The organism is Brevundimonas vesicularis (genome assembly GCF_044807075.1).
Taxonomy (GTDB): Bacteria; Pseudomonadota; Alphaproteobacteria; order Caulobacterales; family Caulobacteraceae; genus Brevundimonas; species Brevundimonas vesicularis_G.
This window is the reverse complement of the sequence record NZ_CP085234.1, coordinates 1,742,367-1,761,658: the sequence shown is the minus strand read 5'-3', so window position 1 is coordinate 1,761,658 and position 19,292 is coordinate 1,742,367. Positions and strand designations below refer to the sequence as shown.

The window sequence follows — 19,292 nt, the reverse complement described above, 5'->3', positions numbered from 1 at the left end:
GCATCCGGCGTCGGATGCATCTATCAGCGCGCCTGTGGTCCTGGCTTCCGGGTTCTTCGCTCCGCTCAGCCTGGAATGACGGCCGTTTGGTTGGTCACCGAGTGTGGACAGGTCGTGGTCCAAGGCGAGCTATTCCAACTGCGCGGTTTTCCTCTTCGCCCCGACGGCGCTTCCTGCTAACCGGCCCAGCATGAAGATCACGCGCCTCGCCGTCACCGCCTATGTGTTCGCCCTCCTGATCATCGTCCTGGATCAGCTGACCAAGGCCTGGATCATCACCGGCCTGTCGCTGCAGGAAGTCGGCCGCATCCCCGTTTTCCCGCCGATCCTGAACTTCAGCTGGGTCGAGAACACCGGCGTCAGCTTCGGCCTGTTCGGCGGCGGCGAAGCACGCTGGGGCCTGGCCATCTTCTCCATCGTCGTCTCGGCCGGCCTGGCGTGGTGGGCGACGCAGTCGAACCGGCGCCTGCTGATCACCGCAATCGGCTTCGTCATGGGCGGGGCGCTGGGCAATGTGATCGACCGGATCCGCTTCGGCTATGTGGTCGACTTCATCGACTTCTCGGGCACCGGCGTCTTTCCCTGGGTGTTCAACGTCGCCGACAGCGCCATCACCATCGGCGTCGTGCTGCTGATCATCGACAGTCTGGTGTCCGACAAGCCTGTGAAGGTTGGCGCGGCCCCCGAAAAGTCGTAATCACCTCGTCTTCACTATGCCGACTGCGCCATCGCGGCGCTTCCTGCATCAGCCGACCAGAGCCTGAAACCATGCGTATCCGCAGTGTCGCCGTCCTGACCCTCGTCGCCTCCTCCGCGCTCGCCGTCTCGGCCTGCGGAAGCATCAAACAGGGCATCGGCCTGACCAAGGTGGTGCCGGACGAGTTCGTGACCGTCTCCACCGCCCCGCTCAGCATTCCGCCGGAATACGGCCTGCGTCCGCCCGCGCCGGGCCAGCCGCGCCCGCAGGAACTGGCCCCCGAAAGCGCCGCGCGTCAGATCCTTCTGGGTCAGCGTCAGGCCGTCACCCGCACGCCGGGCGAACAGGTCCTGGTGGCCCAGGCCGGCGGCGACCAGGCCGATCCGCTCGCCCGCTACGTTGTCGATGACGAGTTCGGCGATCTGGCGCACAAGGACGAAAGCTTCGCCAACCGCCTGATGTTCTGGCGCAAGGACGACGCCTCGACCCAGGCCCCGACGGTTCGCCAGACCGCCGAAGGCCAGAAGACCATCGACGCCTCGACCGAGGCCGCCCGCCTTCAGGCTCTGACCGGCGGCCAGCAGGCCATCACGATCCAGCCGCGTCGCAGCAACGGCTTCAAACTGCCGGGCCTGTAAGGACCAATACGACGGGCGCTTGCCACGGCGGTGTCCGTCCTTATTGTAAACGGACCTGATCAGGAGCCGTTTGCATGACTGAAACCGTCGATATCGCCGCCCTGTCCGGGATCGACCAACTGCGTCTGGGCATGACGGTCGGCTTCATCGCGCCCATCGCCCGCACCGTCGGCTTCGAACTGACCGAAGTGGAAGAAGGCCGGGTGGTGTTCGAGGCTATCCCCACCACCGCCGTATATAATCCACTGGGCACCGTCCATGGCGGCTGGATCGCGACGGTGCTCGACTCGGCCTGCGGCTGCGTCGTCCATTCGACGCTTCGGCCGGGCCAGACCTATACGACGCTGGAGCTGAAGACCGTTTTTCACAAGGCACTGACCGCCGGCACGCCGGTTCGGGCCGAGGGGCGGATCGTTCAGGCCGGTCGCCGTGCGGCCTTCTCGGAGGCCGATCTGCGCGGCCTGGACGGCAAGCTCTATGCGACTGCAACCTCGACCTGCCTGGTCATGGAGCGCTGAGGGGAGCGCTGAGGGCAGCAAGCGTTTGCCGCGCCTCGCTTTAGCCGCTATCAGCGGCGAGCGTTGATGATCGGCCGCCGATCGTCGTGCGCCCTCTCTCGCTGTCGGAAAAATAAGCTGATGCGTCGCGTATTCACCGCCCTGGCCGCCCTCTCCATCGCGGCCTCCGTCCTGCCCGTCGCCGCCGAGGCCCAGACCTCCCAGCGTCAACGTGAGCGCGGCGGGCAACAGCAGCAGGCTTCGGGTGAAGACGCCGCGCCGTCGCGCGCGCCGCGCATCGCGCCCCTGCGTCGCCGCGCCAACGCCGGCCCCTGCCCCTATGTGAAGATTCTCTACGACGCCGCCCGCTACGTCGAGCTGGAAGGCGGACGCGCCGCCGTGGCCAACGTCGGCTACACCGGCGAGATCGAAGGCATCTCTTCGGACTGCGAATATCGCGAAGCCGATCCGATTCGCGTGGATATGGACGTGCTGTTCAACCTGGGTCGCGGCCCGCAGGCGACGGGCGAGCAGCGCACCTACCGCTATTGGATCGCGGTGACGGAGCGGAACAACGCCATCCTGTCCAAGGAATATTTCGACCTGCCGGTGAACTTTGAGGGCCAGCGCACCGCTTCGGTCACCGAAAAGCGCACCATCGTCATTCCGCGCGCCGGCGTCGAAACCAGCGGCAGCAACTTCGAAATCCTGGTCGGTTTCGACGTGACGCCGGAAATGGCCGAGTTTAACCGCTCGGGCAGCCGCTTCCGCGTCAACGCCGGCACGACGCCCGCCGCGCCCTCGCCTGCCTCCGCACCGAGCCAATAATGTCTGATCTGAAGACCGTCCTCAGCGAAGCGGTCGCCGCCGCCTCCGCCGCCGAAGGCGTGGATGCGGCCCTGGCCCGCGTCACCCCGTCGGACCGCCCCGACCTGGCCGATTTCCAGTCCAACGGCGCGCTCGTCGCCGCCAAGGCGCTGAAGGCCAATCCGCGCGAACTGGCCGGCAAGATCGCCGAGCGCCTGAGCGCCGATGCGCGCTTCGCCTCGGTCGAGGTCGCCGGACCGGGCTTCATCAATCTGAAGCTCTCCGACGCGCTGCTGGCCGAACGGGCGACCGAGGTGGCGAACGACGCCGCCCACGCGGGCGCCGCGACCGTGGCCGAACCGCGCCGGGTGGTCATCGACTACGGCGGTCCCAACGTCGCCAAGCCGATGCACGTCGGCCACCTGCGCAGCGCCATCATCGGCGAAAGCCTGAAGCGGTTGTTCCGCTTCCGCGGCGACCACGTCACCGGCGACGCCCACTTCGGCGACTGGGGCTTCCAGATGGGCCTGCTGATCGTCGCCTGCGGCGACGAGGGTCTGGCCGAGGCTTTCATGGTCGAAGGCGACGGCCCCTTCCCGACCGAAAGCCCAGTGACCCTGGCCGATCTGGACCGCCTTTATCCGCAGGCCGCCGGCAAGGCCAAGGAGGATCCGGCCTTCCGCGACCGCGCCCGCAAAGCGACGGCGGAACTGCAGAACGGACGTCCCGGCTATCGCGCGCTGTGGCGGCATTTCGTGGCGGTCAGCCGAGAGGCGCTGAAGCGCGAATACGGCGACCTGTCGGTCGATTTCGACCTGTGGAACGGCGAAAGCGACGCCGATCCGCAGATGCCGGAAATGCTGGCGCACCTGAAAGAGACCGGCCTGCTGGTCGAGGACGACGGCGCCCAGGTGGTGCACGTCGCCAAGCCCGGCGAGACGCGCAAGAAGAAGCTGGCCGACGGCTCGGTGATCGAGGCCCCGTCTCCCCCGCCCCTGCTGGTCATCAGCTCGGAGGGCTCGGCCATGTACGGCACGACCGACCTGGCCACGATCCTGGACCGCAAGAAGGCTCTGTCGCCCGACCTGGCCCTCTATGTCGTCGACGAACGCCAGGCCGAGCATTTCGAACAGGTCTTCCGCGCCGCCTATCTGGCCGGTTACGCCGTTGAGGGCGCGCTGGAGCATCTCGGCTTCGGCACGATGAACGGTCAGGACGGCAAGCCCTTCAAGACCCGCGCGGGCGGGGTGCTGAAGCTGCGCGACCTGATCGACCAGGCGACGGACAAGGCGCGCGAGCGTTTGCACGAGGCCAAACTGGGCGACGACCTGTCGCCGGAAGAGTTCGAGGCCATCGCGCACAAGGTGGCCATCGCGGCCTTGAAGTTCGCCGACCTGTCGAACGCGCGCACCACCAGCTACGTCTTCGATCTCGATCGCTTCATGAGCTTCGAGGGCAAGACCGGCCCCTATCTGCTGTATCAGTCGGTCCGCATCAAATCCCTGCTGCGCAAGGGCGCCGAACAGGGACTGACGCCCGGCGCCATCGTTATCGCCGAACCGGCGGAGCGCGATCTGGCCCTGACGCTGGACGCCTTTTCGACGGCCGTGTCGGACGCCTACGACAAGCGGATGCCGCATCTGGTCGCCGAACACGCCTACCGGGTGGCCCAGTCCTTCTCGAAATTCTACGCCGCCTGTCCCGTGCTGATCGCGCCGGACGAAGCGACCAAGCGCTCGCGGCTGGCCCTGTCGGCGGCGGCGCTCAGCCAGCTTGAAATCGCGCTAAATCTGCTGGGCATCGACACGCCGGAGCGGATGTAGCGACGGCGACGCTCATGTGATAGCATTGCTATCACGCCAAGGAGCGCGTCATGAACATTCACGTTCGCCATTTGGATGAGGCCACGGTGCGGGCGCTGAAGCAGCGTGCGGCGCGCAACGGTCGTTCGGCCGAGGCGGAATATCGCGCCATTCTGACCGCCGCTGCGGCAGAGGATGCGGACGATTTCGACTGGATCGCCGCATCGGATCAAATTCGCGCCCATACCGTCGGCCGCCCGCAAACACCGTCCGAAATCCTCGTTCGCGAAAGTCGTGACGAGCGGTGACGGCGGTCATCGACGCCAGTGTTCTGGCGAAGTGGTTCGTCGAGGAAGACGATACGCCTGCGGCGCGGCGTCTCCAGCCGTTCAAGCTGTTTGGTCCCGATCTGCTGATCGTGGAAACAACGAACGTCCTTTGGAAGAAGGTCCGGCTAGGCGGGTTCGACCCAGCCTTTCTGGCGCCCGCCGTTCGGGTGATGCGGCACGCGAATCTGACCCTGGTCGATAGCCTGACCTTGGCGGATCGCGCCGTGGAAATCGCAGTGCGGCTCAACCACGCTGTTTACGACTGCTATTATCTGGCTCTGGCCGAGCAACGAAACTTGCCGATGGTCAGTGCCGACGACCGGCTGGGTCGCAAGCTCGCGGCCGCACCGGGACTGACGCCGGCTAGAGTGATCGGTCTTGCCGCCTTTGTCGCCGATCTGCCAAAGAACCCTAATGACTGATCTCGACGCCTATATCGCCGGCCTGCCCAAGGCCGAACTGCACCTGCACATCGAAGGCTCGCTGGAGCCCGAGCTGATGTTTGAGCTGGCGCAGCGCAACGGCGTGTCCATTCCCTACGACAGCGTCGAGGCGGTGCGGGCGGCCTATGCTTTCTCGAACCTGCAGGACTTCCTGGACATCTACTATGCGGGGGCCGCCGTCCTGCTGACGCGGCAGGATTTCGAGGATCTGGCCTTTGCCTATTTCCAGCGCGCGGCGGCGGATAATGTGCGCCACGCCGAAATTTTTTTCGATCCCCAGACCCATACCGACCGGGGCGTGCCGTTCGGCGTGGTGGTCGAGGGGCTGATTGCAGGCATGGACCGCGCCAAGGCGGAGTTGGGCGTGTCCAGCGGCCTGATCCTCAGCTTCCTGCGCCACCTGACTGAGGAGGAAGCGTTCGCGACGCTGGAGGCGGCCAAACCCTATCTGCACCATTTCATCGGCGTGGGGCTGGATTCGTCGGAGGTCGGCCATCCGCCGTCCAAGTTCCAGCGCGTCTTCGCTGCGGCGCGTGAGTTGGGCCTGAAACTGTGCGCCCACGCGGGCGAGGAGGGCCCGCCCGCCTATGTGCACGAGGCGCTGGACCTGCTGAACATCGACCGGATGGACCACGGCAATCGCTCGATGGAGGACGAGGCGCTGGTGCAGCGGCTGGCCGCCGAGCAGATGACCCTGACCGTCTGCCCGCTGTCGAACCTGAAGCTTTGCGTGGTCGATGACCTGAAGGACCACCCCGTCCCCGAGATGCTGCGCCGGGGCCTGCACGTCACCCTGAACTCGGACGACCCGTCCTATTTCGGGGGATATGTGAACGATAACTACAGCCGGCTGGCTGAGGCCGTCGGCCTGACACGCGATCAGGTGACGCAACTGGCTAAGAACAGCTTCGAAGGGTCGTTCCTGGGCGAGGCGGAGAAGGCGGCGTTCGTGGGTGAGGTGGAGGCCTACGCGGGCGTACACTGACGCCTTTCGAGTCGACATTGTTCCTGTTATGTTCCAGCAATGGAGCCCACAGGATCACCGGTGGAAGACAGCGCGGGCCTACGCTGGCTGTTCGTTGATCTGAACGCCTTCTTCGCCAGCGTCGAACAGCAGATGAACCCGGACTGGCGGGGTAAGCCGGTCATCGTGCGGCCGGCGACAAGCGAATACACCGGCGCCATCGCCGCCAGCTATGAGAGCAAGGCCTGGGGCGTGCATACCGGGATGCGGGTGTCCGAGGCGCGCAAACTGTGCCCTGACCTGATCGTCGCCGAGGCGCGCCCCGACCTTTATGTCAAAATCCACCAGCAGATCATGGCCGAGATCGATCGCCATGTGCCGGTGTGGAAGGTCGGCTCGATCGACGAATGTTCCTGCGAGTTGCTCGGTCCGGAACGGCTGGAGGCGAACGCCGTCGCCCTGGCCCGACGCATTCAGGCGGGCATCCTGCAAAACGTCGGCGATTGTCTGCGGTCGTCCGTCGGGCTGGCGCCGTCGCGGTTCCTGGCCAAGACCGCCTGCGGCATGCAGAAGCCCGCCGGACTGACGGTGCTGCGCGCCAACGAGCTGCCCGGTCCCTTGCTGGACCTGCCGCTGTTGAAATATCCGGGCATCGGCTTGCGCATGCAGATCCGGTTGCAAGCGGCGGGCGTCACCGACACGGCCGGCCTTTGGAACATGAGCGCGAAACAGGCCCGGGCGGTCTGGAACAGCATCGAGGGCGAACGCATCTGGCGCGGCCTGCACGGTCTGGACAGCGAGCCGACGCCGGAAAAACCGCCCGCCTCGATCAGCCACAGCCACGTCTTGGCCCAGGCCATGCGGACCCCGGACAAGGCGCGGGCCGTGGCGCGGCGGCTGGTGGTCAAGTGCGGAGCCCGCCTGCGGCGCATGGGCCTGACCGGCGCCAGCCTGACCCTGCATCTGGACATGGGGCCGAAGGCGACGCCCCGAAGCGGTCGTCGCGGCTGGGAAACGGCGGCGATGAGTTGCCCCATCGCGCCGACGCAGGACACCTTCGCCCTTCTGGCGGCGCTCGACAGTCTGTGGCGCAAGGTCGAGCCGGAGTTGGAGGCAGGACGCCTGAGCTATGTCGGGGTCGGGGTGCACGGCCTGAAATCCCGCGACGCTTTCGAGACAGACCTGTTCGCCGCCGGTCCGGATCAGGACGGCGACGCCCCGTCCCTTCGCCTGTCCCAGGCGCTGGATGCGCTAAACCGCCGCTACGGTAAGGACACCGTCAGCATCGGCCCCAAGGCCGGCTTGCCCGACTATATCGGCGCCAAGATCGCCTTCACCCGCATCCCCGAGGCCGAGGATTTCTGGGAATAGATCGCCCACTTTCGTCATCCTCCGGCGAGCGTAGTGAGACCGGGGGGACCCAGCGGCGCGCGATAGCGCGAAACTGTCGCGGATACAGGTGCTTCAACACCGTGCGGTGGCCACATCGCCTTCGGCGCCGCTGGGTCCCCCGGTCTGCGCCGCGAAGACGCGGCTTGCCGGAGGATGACGAAAGATGATGGAAGCGACTCAGGGGAGAAGCGACGCTGCCTCGATCTGCACCACCCCTAGCGCCCGGAAACTGTCCCGCGCCGTCGCTTCGGTTGGTGGAGCGATAGCGCGGCTGGCGTCCGAGATCACTACGGCCTCAAAGCCCAGCCGCACCGCGTCTTCGGCGGTGAAGCGGACGCAGTAGTCGAGGGCCAGACCGCACAGGAAGACGCGCGTCACGCTCAGTTCACGCAACAGGCCGGACAGCCCCGTCGGGGTGCGGTGATCGTTCTCGAAGAAGCCGGAATAGCTGTCGACCGCCGGATTGTAGCCCTTGCGGATCACGGCCATGGCCTTGTCCACCGTCGCCGCTGCGTCGGGATGAAAGTCGGCGCCAAGCGCGCCCTGAAGACAATGATCCGGCCACAGCATCTGGCGACCGTAGGCCACCTCGATCTCGGTAAAGGGCGCCGCGCCGGGGTGGTTGGAGGCGAAGCTGATCTGATCCGGCGTGTGCCAGTCCTGGGTCACGATCACTCGGTCGAACCGAGCCGCCAGCCGGTTGATCAGCGGCATGATCCCCGCGCCGCCCGCCACCGCCAGACGGCCGCCTTCGCAGAAGTCGTTCTGCGGATCGATGACCAGAAGGGCGTCGCTCATCAGACGCCTGCGTAGGCGTCGATCTCGTTGGCCGAGCCCAGCGCGACGGGGATGCGCTGATGCAGATGCTCGGGCTGCACGTCCAGAATGGCCTGGCGTCCGTCCGTCGTCGCCTTGCCGCCGGCCTGCTCGACCAGGAAGGCCATCGGATTGCCTTCGTACATCAGCCGCAGCTTGCCCGGCTTGTTCGGCTCGCGCCGGTCCCAAGGATAGAGGAAGACCCCGCCGCGCACCAGGATGCGGTGAACATCCGCCACCATGGCCGCGACCCAGCGCATATTGAAGTTCTTGGCCCGAGGCCCTTCCTCGCCCTTCAGCAGATCGCCGACATAGGTCTGCACCGGCTCGGCCCAGTGGCGCAGGTTCGACATGTTGATGGCGAACTCATTGGTGTCCGGCGAAATGGCGATGTCGTCGTGGGTCAGGATCCATTCGCCGTCGTTCGACAGGGTGAACCCCTTCACGCCCGCGCCCGTCGTCAGCACCAGCATGGTCTGCGGCCCATAGACGGCATAGAGGGCGGCGACCTGACGGCGGCCGGGCTGCATGAAATCAGCCTCCGTCGGGGTCGCCGTCGCGGACTTCAGCACCGAGACGATGGTGCCGACGGGCGCGTTGATGTCGATGTTGGACGAGCCGTCCAGCGGGTCGAACAGCACCAGATATTCGCCGGCCGGGTTCGAGGCCGGCTGGACCTCGTCCATCTCTTCCGACGCGACGCCGGCGACGGCCGGGCTGGCCAGCAGGGCATCGGTCAGCATGTCGTTGGTCATGACGTCGAGCTTCTTCTGCTCCTCGTCCTGCACATTGATCTGACCCGATGCGCCCAGCGCCCCGGCCAGGGCGCCGCCCGCCACGACCTTGCTGATGTCCGCGCAGGTGGCGGCGACCACGGTCAGAACCGTCTTCAGCCCCTCGGGCGCATCCAGGGCGGCGATATGGGCGTCAAGGCGTGTGCGGGTCATGCGGTCGGTCCGGTTCTGAGGATCGCTGCGTTCTTGGCGGGCGAGACGCGCCACCGCAAGAAAAACCCTCTCCCATTGGGAGAGGGCTTGAGCGCCCGAAAGCGCAGCGATCGGTCTTGCGCGAAAGGGTGAGGGTCGGGCGCTGCGAACTGGCCCACCGGCCGACCCTCATCCGGCCCTTCGGGCCACCTTCTCCCAACGGGAGAAGGGCTCATCTCATCAGATCGGCAGGATCGCCGTACCGAAGGCCCGCTTCAGTTCGTGGGCGGCGAAGGTCTGGGCCGCCGCCGCATCCGGCACGACCGCCGCCATGCCGAAGAATTCATGCGTCGAGCCGTGGAAGGTCTTGTGACGCACGTCGACGCCCGCCTGCTCCAGCTTCTCGGCCAGAAGTTCGCCTTCGCTGCGCAGCGGATCGATCTCGGCGCAGATCACCGTCGTCGAGGGCAGGCCCGACAGGTTGGCCTTCTCGACAATATTGATGCGCGGATCCTGAGCATCGGCCTCGTTGGCGAAGATATGTTTCACGAACCATTTCATCATCGGCTGGTTCAGCGGCTTGGCGTCGGCGTTCTCGACGTAGGACTCATTGTCCATGTCCACGCCGGCGACCGGATAGACCAGCACCTGATGTTTGGGCGCCGGCAGGCCGGCGTCGCGCGCCATCATCGACACGCCGATGGCCAGGTTGCCGCCTGCGCTTTCGCCCATCACGGCCACCTTCTGCGGGTCGCCGCGGAAGGTCTGCGCATTCTCCAGAACCCAGCGATAAGCGGCCAGGGCGTCGTCGTGGGCGGCGGGGAAATGGTGTTCCGGGGCCTGGCGATAATGGACCGAGACCACGATCACATCGGCCATCTTGGACACGCCGCGCGGACCGCCGTCATAGACGTCCAGATCCGCAATCACGAAGCCGCCGCCGTGGAAATAGACGACGACCGGGTGCAGCTTGTCTTCGGAATGGTCGTGCGGCTTGTAGATGCGCGCCTGGATCGGGCCGGCGGCTCCGGGGATGGTGATGTCGCTGGTTTTGACGCCCATGTCGTCGCTAGGGTCCTTGCCGTCCTTGGGCAACAGCGATTTCACCGCGTCAGTCGGGGTCGGTTGCTGGCGAGCTTCCTCGGGCGACAGGGTCTCAATCGGCTTGCCGCCGAGAGACGCCAGTTCGTCCAGCACCTTCTGCATCGGGCCATCGGCCTTGGCGGGCGTATCGCGCGGCTTGTCGCTGTCGCCGAACAGCTTGTCTATAATGGACATTTTCGCATTCCTGGGTTTGGTTTCGGGGTTCGGAACGACAACCCGCCGCACGCATCCTTGTTCCCGGCCCGCTTGACTTGGCGCTTGAGTCGATGCCTTAGGTCGCATGCTCTCGCGGGAGAGATCGGGCGCTGGAAACAGGGTTCGACGCCGAAGGCGCAACCGCCCCGGAAACGCTCAGGCAAACGGACCGCGAAGCATACGGACGCTGGAAAGTCGCCCATTCGGGCGCGCCGACGGAGCAAGGCGACATGATTTGGTCGCCGGAATCTCTCAGGCTTCAGGACAGCGGGGGCGCGAGGACGGCGGAGCTCCGCCACAACACGCGACCGTGAAAGCCTGAACCATGACCGACCAGACCCTGAAGACCACGCCTTTGAACGCCGCGCACCGCGCGCTGTGCGCCCGTATGGTGGGCTTCGGCGGCTATGACATGCCGGTCCAGTACGAAGGCGTTCTGGCCGAGCACCGCTGGACCCGTGAACACGCCGGTCTGTTCGACGTCTCCCACATGGGCCAGTGCAAGATCACCGGCGAGGACGCGACCGCCCAGTTCGAGCGTTTCGTGCCCGGCGACTATTCGATCCTGAAGGCCGGCAAACAGAAGTATTCGCTGCTGCTGAACAAGGACGGCGGCATCATCGACGACCTGATGGCCGGACGCCCCGACCACGACGGCCTGTTCGTCGTCGTCAACGCCGGCAACAAGGACGAGGACTTCGCGTTCTGGGAAGCCAATCTGGAAGGCGACGCCAAGCTGACGGTGCTGGACCGCGCGCTGATCGCCATCCAGGGGCCGGAAGCCGCCGAGGTCATGGCCGCGCACGAGCCGATCCTGGCCGAAATGGGCTTCATGGAATGCGCCCGTCTGATGCTGTTCGGCGCCGACTGCTACGTCTCACGGTCGGGCTACACCGGCGAGGACGGCTATGAGATTTCGGTCCCGGCGGACCAGGCCGAGCGCATCTGGAACACCATTCTGGAAGACGCCCGCGTCAAGCCGATCGGCCTGGGCGCGCGCGACAGCTTGCGTCTGGAAGCCGGCCTGCCCCTGCACGGCCACGACATCGACCCGGCCACCTCGCCGGTCGAAGGCGCCCTGACCTTCGCCTTGTCCAAGTCACGCAAGGAACGCGGGGACTTCGCCGGCGCAGACCGTATCCTCAAGGAACTGTCCGACGGCCCCTCGCGCGTTCGCGTCGGTCTGATCGTCAAGGAAGGCGCCCCGGCCCGTGAGGGCGCCGAGATCGCCGACGCCGACGGTAATGTGATCGGCAAGGTCACCTCGGGCGGCCCCTCCCCCACCTTGGGCAAGAACATCGCCATGGGCTACGTCCCGCCGGCCCATGCCGCCCTGGGCACGGAGTTGAAGGTCATCGTGCGCGGCAAGACCGCCGCCGCCGAAGTCGTCGCCATGCCCTTCGTGGCCCAACGCTATTACCGGAAGCCAAAGGCGTAACATTCAGCCCGTCACCCTCGGGCTTGACCCGAGGGCCGGGCGATCAACCGCTCGTGCGAAGACATCGACGCATGAACCGCACAACATCCGATCCTCGGGTCAAGCCCGAGGATGACGGGACAGGAGAGAAGACATGAAGTTCACCAAGGATCACGAGTGGGTCAGCCTGGACGGCGACATCGCCACCGTCGGCATCTCCAAACACGCCGCCGACGCCCTGGGCGACGTGGTGTTCGTCGAAGTGCCTGAAGTCGGCAAGACCGTCTCGAAGGGCGACAGCTTCGCCGTGGTCGAGAGCGTCAAGGCGGCGTCGGACGTCTACGCCCCCGTCTCGGGCGAAGTGGTCGAGGCGAACGACGCCCTGTCGACCGCCCCGGAAACCGTTAACTCGGCAGCCGAGGCCGACGGCTGGTTCGCCAAGATCAAGGTGTCGGACGCCTCGCAACTGGACGCCCTGATGGACCAGGCCGCCTACGACGATTTCCTGAAAACTCTCTAACTTTCAAATCCGTCACCCTCGGGCTTGACCCGAGGGCCTGACGATCAACCACTCGTGCGAAGCCTTTGACGCATGAGCCGCACAACATCCGATCCTCGGGTCAAGCCCGAGGATGACGGATGCAAGGAACCGGATATGCGTTACCTCCCCCTGACGCCCGACGACCGCACGGCGATGCTCGCCGCCATCGGCGCGAAATCCATCGATGATCTGTTCGTGGACGTGCCCCAGGCCGCCCGTCTGGACGGCCCGGTCGATCTGCCGCGCGTCGCAGGCGAACTGGAGGTCGAGCGCGCCCTGTCCGCCATGGCGGCAAAGAACGCCACCGCCGGCGCCGTGCCCTTCTTCTGCGGCGCAGGGGCCTACAAGCACCACGTCCCGGCGACGGTGGACCACGTGATCCAGCGCTCGGAGTTCCTGACCAGCTACACCCCCTACCAGCCGGAAATTGCGCAGGGCACGCTGCAGTACCTGTACGAGTTCCAGACCCAGGTGGCGAACCTGACCGGGATGCCGGTCGCCAACGCCAGCCTGTACGACGGTTCGACCGCCATGGCCGAGGGCGTGCTGATGGCGACCCGCGTGACCCGCCGCAACAAGGCGGTGATCTCGGGCGGCGTGCACCCGCACTACATCAAGGCGACCGAGACCGTGGTTCACGCCGTCGGCGTCGAGACCCTGGCCCTGCCCGCCGCCGTGGACGCCGAGGCCGCCGTGATCGACCAGATCGGTCCCGACACCGCCTGCGTCGTCGTCCAGACCCCCAACGTCTTCGGCACGGCCACCGACGTAACCAAGATCGCCGAGGCCGCCCACGCCGCCGGCGCCCTGCTGATCGTCGTGGTCACCGAGGCCGTATCGATGGGTCTGCTGAAATCGCCCGGCGAGATGGGCGCCGACATCGTCGCGGCCGAAGGCCAGTCGATCGGCAACGCCCTGAACTTCGGCGGTCCCTATGTCGGCCTGTTCGCCACGCGCGAGAAGCTGATCCGCCAGATGCCCGGCCGCCTGACCGGCGAAACGGTGGACGCCGACGGCGAACGCGGCTTCGTCCTGACACTGTCCACGCGCGAGCAGCACATCCGCCGCGACAAGGCGACGTCGAACATCTGCACCAACTCGGGCCTGTGCACCCTGGCCTTCACCATCCACATGAGCCTGCTGGGCGAGACGGGGCTGAGGAAACTGGCCCTGCTGAACCACGAAAAGGCCGTCGCGACGCGGGACGCCCTGGCCGCCATTCCGGGTGTCGAAATCCTGACCGACCGCTTCTTCAACGAGTTCGCGGTGCGCCTGCCCAGGAACGCGGCCGAGGTCGTGGATCAGTTGGCCGCCCATCACGTCCTGGCTGGCGTGCCCTACAGCCGCCTGGCCCCCGACGCCGGCATGGACGATGTCCTGCTGGTCGCCGCGACCGAGACGACCCTGGATGCCGACATCCAGATCCTCGCCAAGTCGCTCTCCAAAGTCCTCGGCGCGTAAGGGATATTGACCATGAGCACCATGAACACCGTCGGCCGCCCGACCGCCCCGAACCAGGTCCAGACCAAGCCCGCCACCCTCACCGGCGGTCGCGGCCTGTTGCAGAACGAAGCCCTGATCTTCGAGGGCGACGGCTGGGGCAAGACCGGCGTCGATCTGCCGGAACCCAAGACGGACGGCTCCGACCTGGGCGACCTGGTCCGCAAGGATCCGATCGGCCTGCCCGGCCTGTCCGAGCCGGAAACCATGCGTCACTATGTGCGCCTGAGCCAAAAGAACCACGCCATCGATCTGGCCATCTATCCGCTGGGATCGTGCACGATGAAGCACAACCCGCGCCTGAACGAGAAGATGGCCCGCCTGCCCGGCTTCTCGGACATCCACCCGCTGCAGCCGATCTCGACGGTTCAGGGCGCGCTGGAGCTGATGGACACCTTGGCCCACTGGCTGAAGACCCTGACCGGCATGCCCGCTGTCGCCCTCTCGCCCAAGGCCGGCGCGCACGGCGAACTGTGCGGTCTGATGGCGATCCGCGCCGCTCACGAGGCCTCGGGCCAGCATGAGAAGCGCCGCAAGGTTCTGGTGCCCACCAGCGCCCACGGCACCAACCCCGCCACCGCCGCCTTCGTCGGCTATTCGGTGGTCGAAGTGGCCCAGACCGAGGACGGCCGCGTGGACGTCGCCGACCTGGCGTCCAAGCTGGGTGACGACGTCGCCGCCATCATGGTGACCAACCCCAACACCTGCGGCCTGTTCGAGCGCGACATTGTGGAGATCAGCCGCCTGACGCACGAGGCCGGCGCCTACTTCTACTGCGACGGCGCCAACTTCAACGCCATCGTCGGCCGGGTGCGCCCGGGCGACCTGGGCGTCGATGCGATGCACATCAACCTGCACAAGACCTTCTCGACGCCCCACGGCGGCGGCGGTCCGGGCGCGGGTCCGGTCGTCCTGTCCGAAGCCCTGGCCCCCTTCGCCCCGGCTCCCTGGGTCGTGCACGACGACGGCGGCTATCGCCTGATCGAGCGCGAGGAGGACGAGGCCGAGCAAGCCTTCGGCCGTCTGTGCGCCTTCCAGGGCCAGATGGGCATGTACACCCGCGCCCTGTCCTACATGATGTCGCACGGCGCCGACGGCCTGCGTCAGGTCGCCGAGGACGCCGTCCTGAACGCCAACTACATCAAGGCCCGGCTCGGTGATTTGATGTCGGCCGCCTTCCCCGACGGCCCCTGCATGCACGAGGCCCTGTTCGACGACGAATGGCTGAAGGGCACGGACATCACCACGCTCGACTTCGCCAAGGCGATGATCGACGAGGGCTTCCACCCGATGACCATGTATTTCCCTCTGGTCGTCCACGGCGCCATGCTGATCGAGCCGACGGAAACCGAATCCAAGGCCGAGTTGGACCGCTTCATCGAGGCGATGCGCGCCCTGGCCGAGGCGGCCAAGGCCGGCGACGTCGATCGCTTCAAGGGCGCGCCCTTCCACGCGCCGCTGAAACGTCTGGACGAAACCCGCGCCGCCCGTTCACCGGTTCTGCGCTGGACCGCGCCGGAAGGCTCCAACAAGGCGGCCTGACCCTGAAGTCGCCCCTTCCTGCCGGAAGGGGCTGACGCGGGGCTGATCCATCGCTAGGTCATGGCTATGACCTGGACGACGAACGACATACCCGATCTTTCCGGCCGACTGGCCATCGTCACCGGCGCGACCGGCGGGCTGGGGCTGGAAACCGCCCTGGTGCTGGCCGGCAAGGGCGCGGAGGTCGTGTTGGCGGCCCGCAATCCCGACAAGGGGGCCGAGGCCGAACGGCTGATCCGGTCTCGTCATCCGAACGCCGCCGTGCGGTTCGATCTGCTGGACCTCGCCAGCCTGGCTTCCGTCCAGGCCTTCGCCGAGCGATATCTGGCGACGGGACGGCCCGTCGACATCCTGATCGACAATGCGGGGATCATGGCCCTGCCGAAGCGCCAGACGACCGTCGACGGGTTCGAGATGCAGTTCGGGACCAACTACCTGGCCCACTTCGCCCTGGTCGGCCGCCTGCTGCCCCTGCTGACGGCTGCCCATTCCAACAGAGGCGGGGCCCGCGTGGTCCAGCTGTCCAGCGTCGCCCACCGCAGCGGCCATATCCGCCTGAACGACCTGAACTATCAGACCCACTACAGCCCGTGGCCGGTCTATCAGCAATCCAAGCTGGCCATGCTGATGTTCGCCTTGGAGCTTCAGCGCCGCAGCGACGCGCACGGCTTGGGGCTGACCAGCGTGGCGGCCCATCCCGGCTTCGCCCGCACCGACCTGATCGCCAACGGCCATGCCGGCAAGCCTGGCCTGTTCGCGCGCGGCGCCCGGCTGCTGGAGGCCGTGCTCAGCCATTCGGCCGCCGACGGCGCCCTGCCGATCCTGATGGCCGCGACCCTGCCGGACCCGACGCCCGGCGGCTATTACGGCCCCACGGGTTTTCAGGAGATGAAGGGGCCGCCCGGCGTTGCGGTGATCAAACGCCAGGCCAGGGACGCCGATGTGTCCGGGCGTCTGTGGTCGGAATCAGAGCGTCTGACGGGCGTAACCTACGGCTGACGGCGCGGGGCGTGTCCGCCGCGCCACGGCGCGCAGCGATCGTCCCTTCATGACCAAAGCTTCACCCGCCGGACATCCATCCGCCATGGACGCAGGGCGTTAAGGGGTCTTGTGGCAAGGTCGTCACGGTCGCCTTTTCCTTTCCCGACGAGGGATCGCGCGCCCGTGGCGACCGTTGTCATGACGATCCTCCTCCCCATCTGGCGTAGTCGTGACCTCACTCCCCGTTCCCTTCGTCCGTTCAGACAAGCCGCGCGCCTCTACGCTGCGGGTCGTCAAACGTTGGGCGCTGATGATCGGCGGGCTGTTTGTCGTGCTGCTGGCATTCTGATCGCCCCCCTGCCCGGGCCCGGCGGCATCCCCGTCATCGCCGTCGGTTTGATGCTGATCCTGAAAAGCTCGTTCTGGGCTAAGCGCCAGTTCATTCGCGCCCAATATGCGCGGCCGAAATGGGTCTATCCCTTCCGTCGCCTGATGCGGAAGAAGCCTGAGTTCGCCCCGGTCTTCTGGCAACAGGCGCTCCGCGCCGAGAGGATCGTGACCAAACGCTCCAGCCGTCGCCTCTCGAGCGGCCGCAAGAGCGTGCGGCGCTATTTCCGCAAGCTTTTCCGCTAATCACCGCCTGATTTCGCGGTTGCGTTGCTGCAACCGCTAACCACAGGATCGTGAACACCGCTCTCCCAAGTCGGGCGTATTCTGCGTGCGCGTTATCAGAGAACCACTCATGCGTTGGGAGGCGCTAAGGTCATGATGTCACGCGTACAAAAAGGTCTGATCGCCGGGGTTGCGGCGACCGTGGCCGTCTCACTGCTCGAAATACCCAATATGTTCCTGAACTGGTTCGATCCCTTCCAGGGGGTCATCGCCAGCATGCTTGGAATGCCTGGCAATCTGGCCGTCGGCTGGGTCGTCCATGTCATCAGCGGCGTCTTCATCCTGGGGCCGCTGTTCGCCATCCTGTGTCCCCGCCTGCCGACGGACACGCCCGAGACCAAGGGCATAGTCTTCGCCGTCGGCGCCTGGATCCTGATGATGGCCGCCATCGTGATGTTCGGCAACTACCGCACTTTCACGGCGGGGGCGGGCTTCGGCACCTTCGCCTGGCTGCTGATTACCCACGCGGTCTTCGGCATTGTGCTGGGCAACGTCTATGCCCGTCTGGTGGCGCGCGACAAGCGGATGGGCGCAACCATCATCGGCGGCGCCCACGCCCACTGATCACGGCTTGATGTCCAAAGAAAAAGGCCCCCGACGGCGAAGTCGGGGGCCTTGTTTCATTCAGGATCAGCCCTGATCAGTTCAAGCGATCGCCGATCTGGGCGATGGCGCTGTCCAGCAGCGGATCCTTGGCGCCGCTGGCGAGGCGCGCGGCCAGAACCTGTTCCGCCGACTTGGCGGCCAGATCGGCGGCGGCGGCCTTCACCTCGGCCGAGGCCTGGGCTTCGGCTTGGGCGATGCGGGTTTCGGCCATCTTCTGGCGACGGGCCAGGGTCTCTTCCAGCTTGGCCTTGGTCTCGACTTCCAGGCGACGGGCGTCGGCTTCGGCCTGAGCCATCATCTCGGCGGCTTGGGCTTCAGCCTCGGCCTTCTCCTTGCGGATCTGGGCCAGCAGGGCTTCGGCCTCGGCGCGCAGACGCGCGGCCTCGTCCAGATCGGCCTGGATCTTGACGGCCTTGGCGTCCAGCGCCTTGCCAGCCATCTTGGGCACGCCGGCGGCGATCAGGATGCCGAAGAAGATGATCAGGCCGATGCCGACCCAGATCTCCGCATTGGCGAAGCTCCAGATGCCGTGTTCGAAGATCAGGTTCATCAGGCGGCTCCCTTGACGGCGGCCAGCTCGGCGGCGGTTGCGGCCTTGCCGGTCAGACGTTCGACCATGGCGGCGGTCGTGTCGGAGGCGATGCTGGAGACATTGGCCATGGCGGCGTCGCGGGTCTTGCCGATCGAGGCCTCCGCCTCGGCTATGCGGGCGTTGACCACGGCTTCTTCGGCGGCCTGACGGGCGTTCGCTTCTTCGGTCACGCGCGCCTTGGCGACGGCGGCCGTGGCGCGGGCGTCAGCGCGAGCCTTGGCGACTTCGGCCTGAGCCTGGGCGGCCTGGTCGGCGGCTTCAGCCTGAACTTGGCGCGCGGTCGCGACGGCGGTGGAAATGGTGTCGGCCCGTTCGTCCATCACCTTGCGAAGGCGTGGGGCGAAGACCTTGGAAACCAGAACATACAGAATGACGAACAGGATCAGCAGATAGCCGATCTGGCCCGCCCAGTGTTCGAACTGGAATTGCGGCAGGCCGCCCGAGCCGTGCTCGGCGGGGGTCGCCGTCTCGGCGTGCAGGTCCGCTTCGACCGAAGGCGGGACCGCGTCGATGGTGTGGGTGCTGGCCATGAACCGTCTACTGCAGGATCAGATGAAGCGGCGCGCGGGCGAACCCCGCGCGCCGTGATCGACTGATATCAGCCGAAGATCATCAGGATGCCGAGCACGAAGGCCAGGATGCCCAGGGCTTCGGCCAGAGCGGCGCCGACGAACAGGTTGCCGACTTGGCCGGCGGCGGCCGACGGGTTGCGCAGGGCGCCGGCAAGGAAGTTGCCGAAGATGTTGCCCACGCCTAGGGCCGAACCGATCATGCCCAGGGTGGCGAGACCAGCGCCGATGTACTTCGCGGCTTCAGCGTCCATGATTGTAT

General features: G+C 66.4%; 22 protein-coding genes and 1 riboswitch. Of the genes, 16 read left to right on the top strand and 6 right to left on the bottom strand.

The annotated features are described in order from the left end of the window. Positions 1–190 precede the first annotated feature (190 nt). The 9 genes from lspA to LG306_RS08710 all read left to right on the top strand — a co-directional run bounded on the left by lspA (position 191) and on the right by LG306_RS08710 (position 7,548). Positions 191–697, top strand: a complete 507-nt coding sequence (gene lspA, locus LG306_RS08750) for a signal peptidase II (protein ID WP_404413733.1) — start codon at positions 191–193, stop codon at positions 695–697. Between the two features lie 71 nt (positions 698–768). Further along, positions 769–1,335, top strand: a complete 567-nt coding sequence (locus LG306_RS08745; protein WP_017505319.1) for a DUF3035 domain-containing protein — start codon at positions 769–771, stop codon at positions 1,333–1,335. Between the two features lie 74 nt (positions 1,336–1,409). After that, on the top strand, positions 1,410–1,853 hold the full coding sequence (locus tag LG306_RS08740; RefSeq protein WP_404413731.1) for a PaaI family thioesterase: 444 nt from the start codon (positions 1,410–1,412) through the stop codon (positions 1,851–1,853). Positions 1,854–1,973: 120 nt separating this feature from the next. After that, positions 1,974–2,660, top strand: coding sequence for a Tat pathway signal sequence domain protein (locus LG306_RS08735; protein WP_404413729.1), 687 nt, complete (start codon positions 1,974–1,976; stop codon positions 2,658–2,660). Beyond that, positions 2,660–4,462, top strand: a complete 1,803-nt coding sequence (gene argS, locus LG306_RS08730) for an arginine--tRNA ligase (protein ID WP_404413727.1) — start codon at positions 2,660–2,662, stop codon at positions 4,460–4,462. Before LG306_RS08735 ends, argS begins: the two co-directional genes overlap by 1 nt. Before the next feature lie 50 nt (positions 4,463–4,512). Beyond that, positions 4,513–4,749 carry a FitA-like ribbon-helix-helix domain-containing protein gene (locus tag LG306_RS08725; protein WP_404413725.1) on the top strand — a complete coding sequence of 79 codons (237 nt, stop codon included), beginning with the start codon at positions 4,513–4,515 and terminating at the stop codon, positions 4,747–4,749. Continuing rightward, positions 4,746–5,192, top strand: coding sequence for a type II toxin-antitoxin system VapC family toxin (locus LG306_RS08720; protein WP_404413723.1), 447 nt, complete (start codon positions 4,746–4,748; stop codon positions 5,190–5,192). Before LG306_RS08725 ends, LG306_RS08720 begins: the two co-directional genes overlap by 4 nt. Then, on the top strand, positions 5,185–6,198 hold the full coding sequence (locus LG306_RS08715) for an adenosine deaminase (protein ID WP_404413721.1): 1,014 nt from the start codon (positions 5,185–5,187) through the stop codon (positions 6,196–6,198). Before LG306_RS08720 ends, LG306_RS08715 begins: the two co-directional genes overlap by 8 nt. Positions 6,199–6,258: 60 nt before the next feature. Further along, complete coding sequence (locus tag LG306_RS08710) at positions 6,259–7,548, top strand: type VI secretion protein ImpB (protein ID WP_404413718.1); 1,290 nt, start codon at positions 6,259–6,261, stop codon at positions 7,546–7,548. A gap of 198 nt (positions 7,549–7,746) precedes the next feature. Here the strand turns inward: LG306_RS08710 and pncA are convergent, their stop codons facing one another. The 3 genes from pncA to LG306_RS08695 all read right to left on the bottom strand — a co-directional run bounded on the left by pncA (position 7,747) and on the right by LG306_RS08695 (position 10,589). After that, complete coding sequence (pncA, locus tag LG306_RS08705; protein WP_404413716.1) at positions 7,747–8,367, bottom strand: bifunctional nicotinamidase/pyrazinamidase; 621 nt, start codon at positions 8,365–8,367, stop codon at positions 7,747–7,749. Next, positions 8,367–9,332 carry a class 1 fructose-bisphosphatase gene (locus tag LG306_RS08700; RefSeq protein ID WP_404413714.1) on the bottom strand — a complete coding sequence of 322 codons (966 nt, stop codon included), beginning with the start codon at positions 9,330–9,332 and terminating at the stop codon, positions 8,367–8,369. The genes pncA and LG306_RS08700 overlap by 1 nt, the downstream gene beginning before the upstream one ends. A gap of 219 nt (positions 9,333–9,551) precedes the next feature. Further along, positions 9,552–10,589: an alpha/beta hydrolase gene (locus LG306_RS08695; protein ID WP_404413712.1), complete on the bottom strand. Its 1,038-nt coding sequence runs from the start codon at positions 10,587–10,589 to the stop codon at positions 9,552–9,554. 105 nt (positions 10,590–10,694) lie between these two features. After that, positions 10,695–10,792: riboswitch (glycine riboswitch) on the top strand. A gap of 143 nt (positions 10,793–10,935) precedes the next feature. On the opposite strand from LG306_RS08695, the gene gcvT reads away from it, so the two are divergent. The 7 genes from gcvT (at position 10,936) to LG306_RS08660 (ending at position 17,827) form a co-directional block, all read left to right on the top strand. After that, positions 10,936–12,048: a glycine cleavage system aminomethyltransferase GcvT gene (gene gcvT / locus LG306_RS08690; protein WP_404413710.1), complete on the top strand. Its 1,113-nt coding sequence runs from the start codon at positions 10,936–10,938 to the stop codon at positions 12,046–12,048. Positions 12,049–12,181: 133 nt separating this feature from the next. After that, a complete protein-coding gene (gene gcvH / locus LG306_RS08685; protein ID WP_271042796.1) occupies positions 12,182–12,547 on the top strand; it encodes a glycine cleavage system protein GcvH in 366 nt (121 codons plus the stop codon). A gap of 135 nt (positions 12,548–12,682) precedes the next feature. Continuing rightward, positions 12,683–14,029, top strand: a complete 1,347-nt coding sequence (gcvPA, locus tag LG306_RS08680) for an aminomethyl-transferring glycine dehydrogenase subunit GcvPA (protein WP_404413708.1) — start codon at positions 12,683–12,685, stop codon at positions 14,027–14,029. A 12-nt stretch (positions 14,030–14,041) separates the two neighbouring features. Beyond that, on the top strand, positions 14,042–15,610 hold the full coding sequence (gcvPB, locus tag LG306_RS08675) for an aminomethyl-transferring glycine dehydrogenase subunit GcvPB (protein ID WP_404413706.1): 1,569 nt from the start codon (positions 14,042–14,044) through the stop codon (positions 15,608–15,610). Positions 15,611–15,676: 66 nt separating this feature from the next. Beyond that, a complete protein-coding gene (locus tag LG306_RS08670) occupies positions 15,677–16,609 on the top strand; it encodes an SDR family oxidoreductase (RefSeq protein WP_404413704.1) in 933 nt (310 codons plus the stop codon). 165 nt (positions 16,610–16,774) lie between these two features. Further along, positions 16,775–17,224, top strand: a complete 450-nt coding sequence (locus tag LG306_RS08665; RefSeq protein ID WP_404413702.1) for a hypothetical protein — start codon at positions 16,775–16,777, stop codon at positions 17,222–17,224. Positions 17,225–17,356: 132 nt separating this feature from the next. Further along, complete coding sequence (locus LG306_RS08660; protein WP_265149371.1) at positions 17,357–17,827, top strand: DUF6789 family protein; 471 nt, start codon at positions 17,357–17,359, stop codon at positions 17,825–17,827. A gap of 76 nt (positions 17,828–17,903) precedes the next feature. On the opposite strand, the gene LG306_RS08655 is transcribed toward LG306_RS08660, so the two are convergent. The 3 genes from LG306_RS08655 to LG306_RS08645 all read right to left on the bottom strand — a co-directional run bounded on the left by LG306_RS08655 (position 17,904) and on the right by LG306_RS08645 (position 19,284). After that, positions 17,904–18,419, bottom strand: a complete 516-nt coding sequence (locus tag LG306_RS08655) for a F0F1 ATP synthase subunit B (protein WP_017505300.1) — start codon at positions 18,417–18,419, stop codon at positions 17,904–17,906. Next, positions 18,419–18,991 (bottom strand): hypothetical protein, encoded by a 573-nt coding sequence (locus LG306_RS08650; RefSeq protein ID WP_404413700.1) that lies wholly within the window; start codon positions 18,989–18,991, stop codon positions 18,419–18,421. Before LG306_RS08650 ends, LG306_RS08655 begins: the two co-directional genes overlap by 1 nt. Before the next feature lie 68 nt (positions 18,992–19,059). Then, a complete protein-coding gene (locus LG306_RS08645; protein WP_017505298.1) occupies positions 19,060–19,284 on the bottom strand; it encodes a F0F1 ATP synthase subunit C in 225 nt (74 codons plus the stop codon). Positions 19,285–19,292 lie beyond the last annotated feature (8 nt).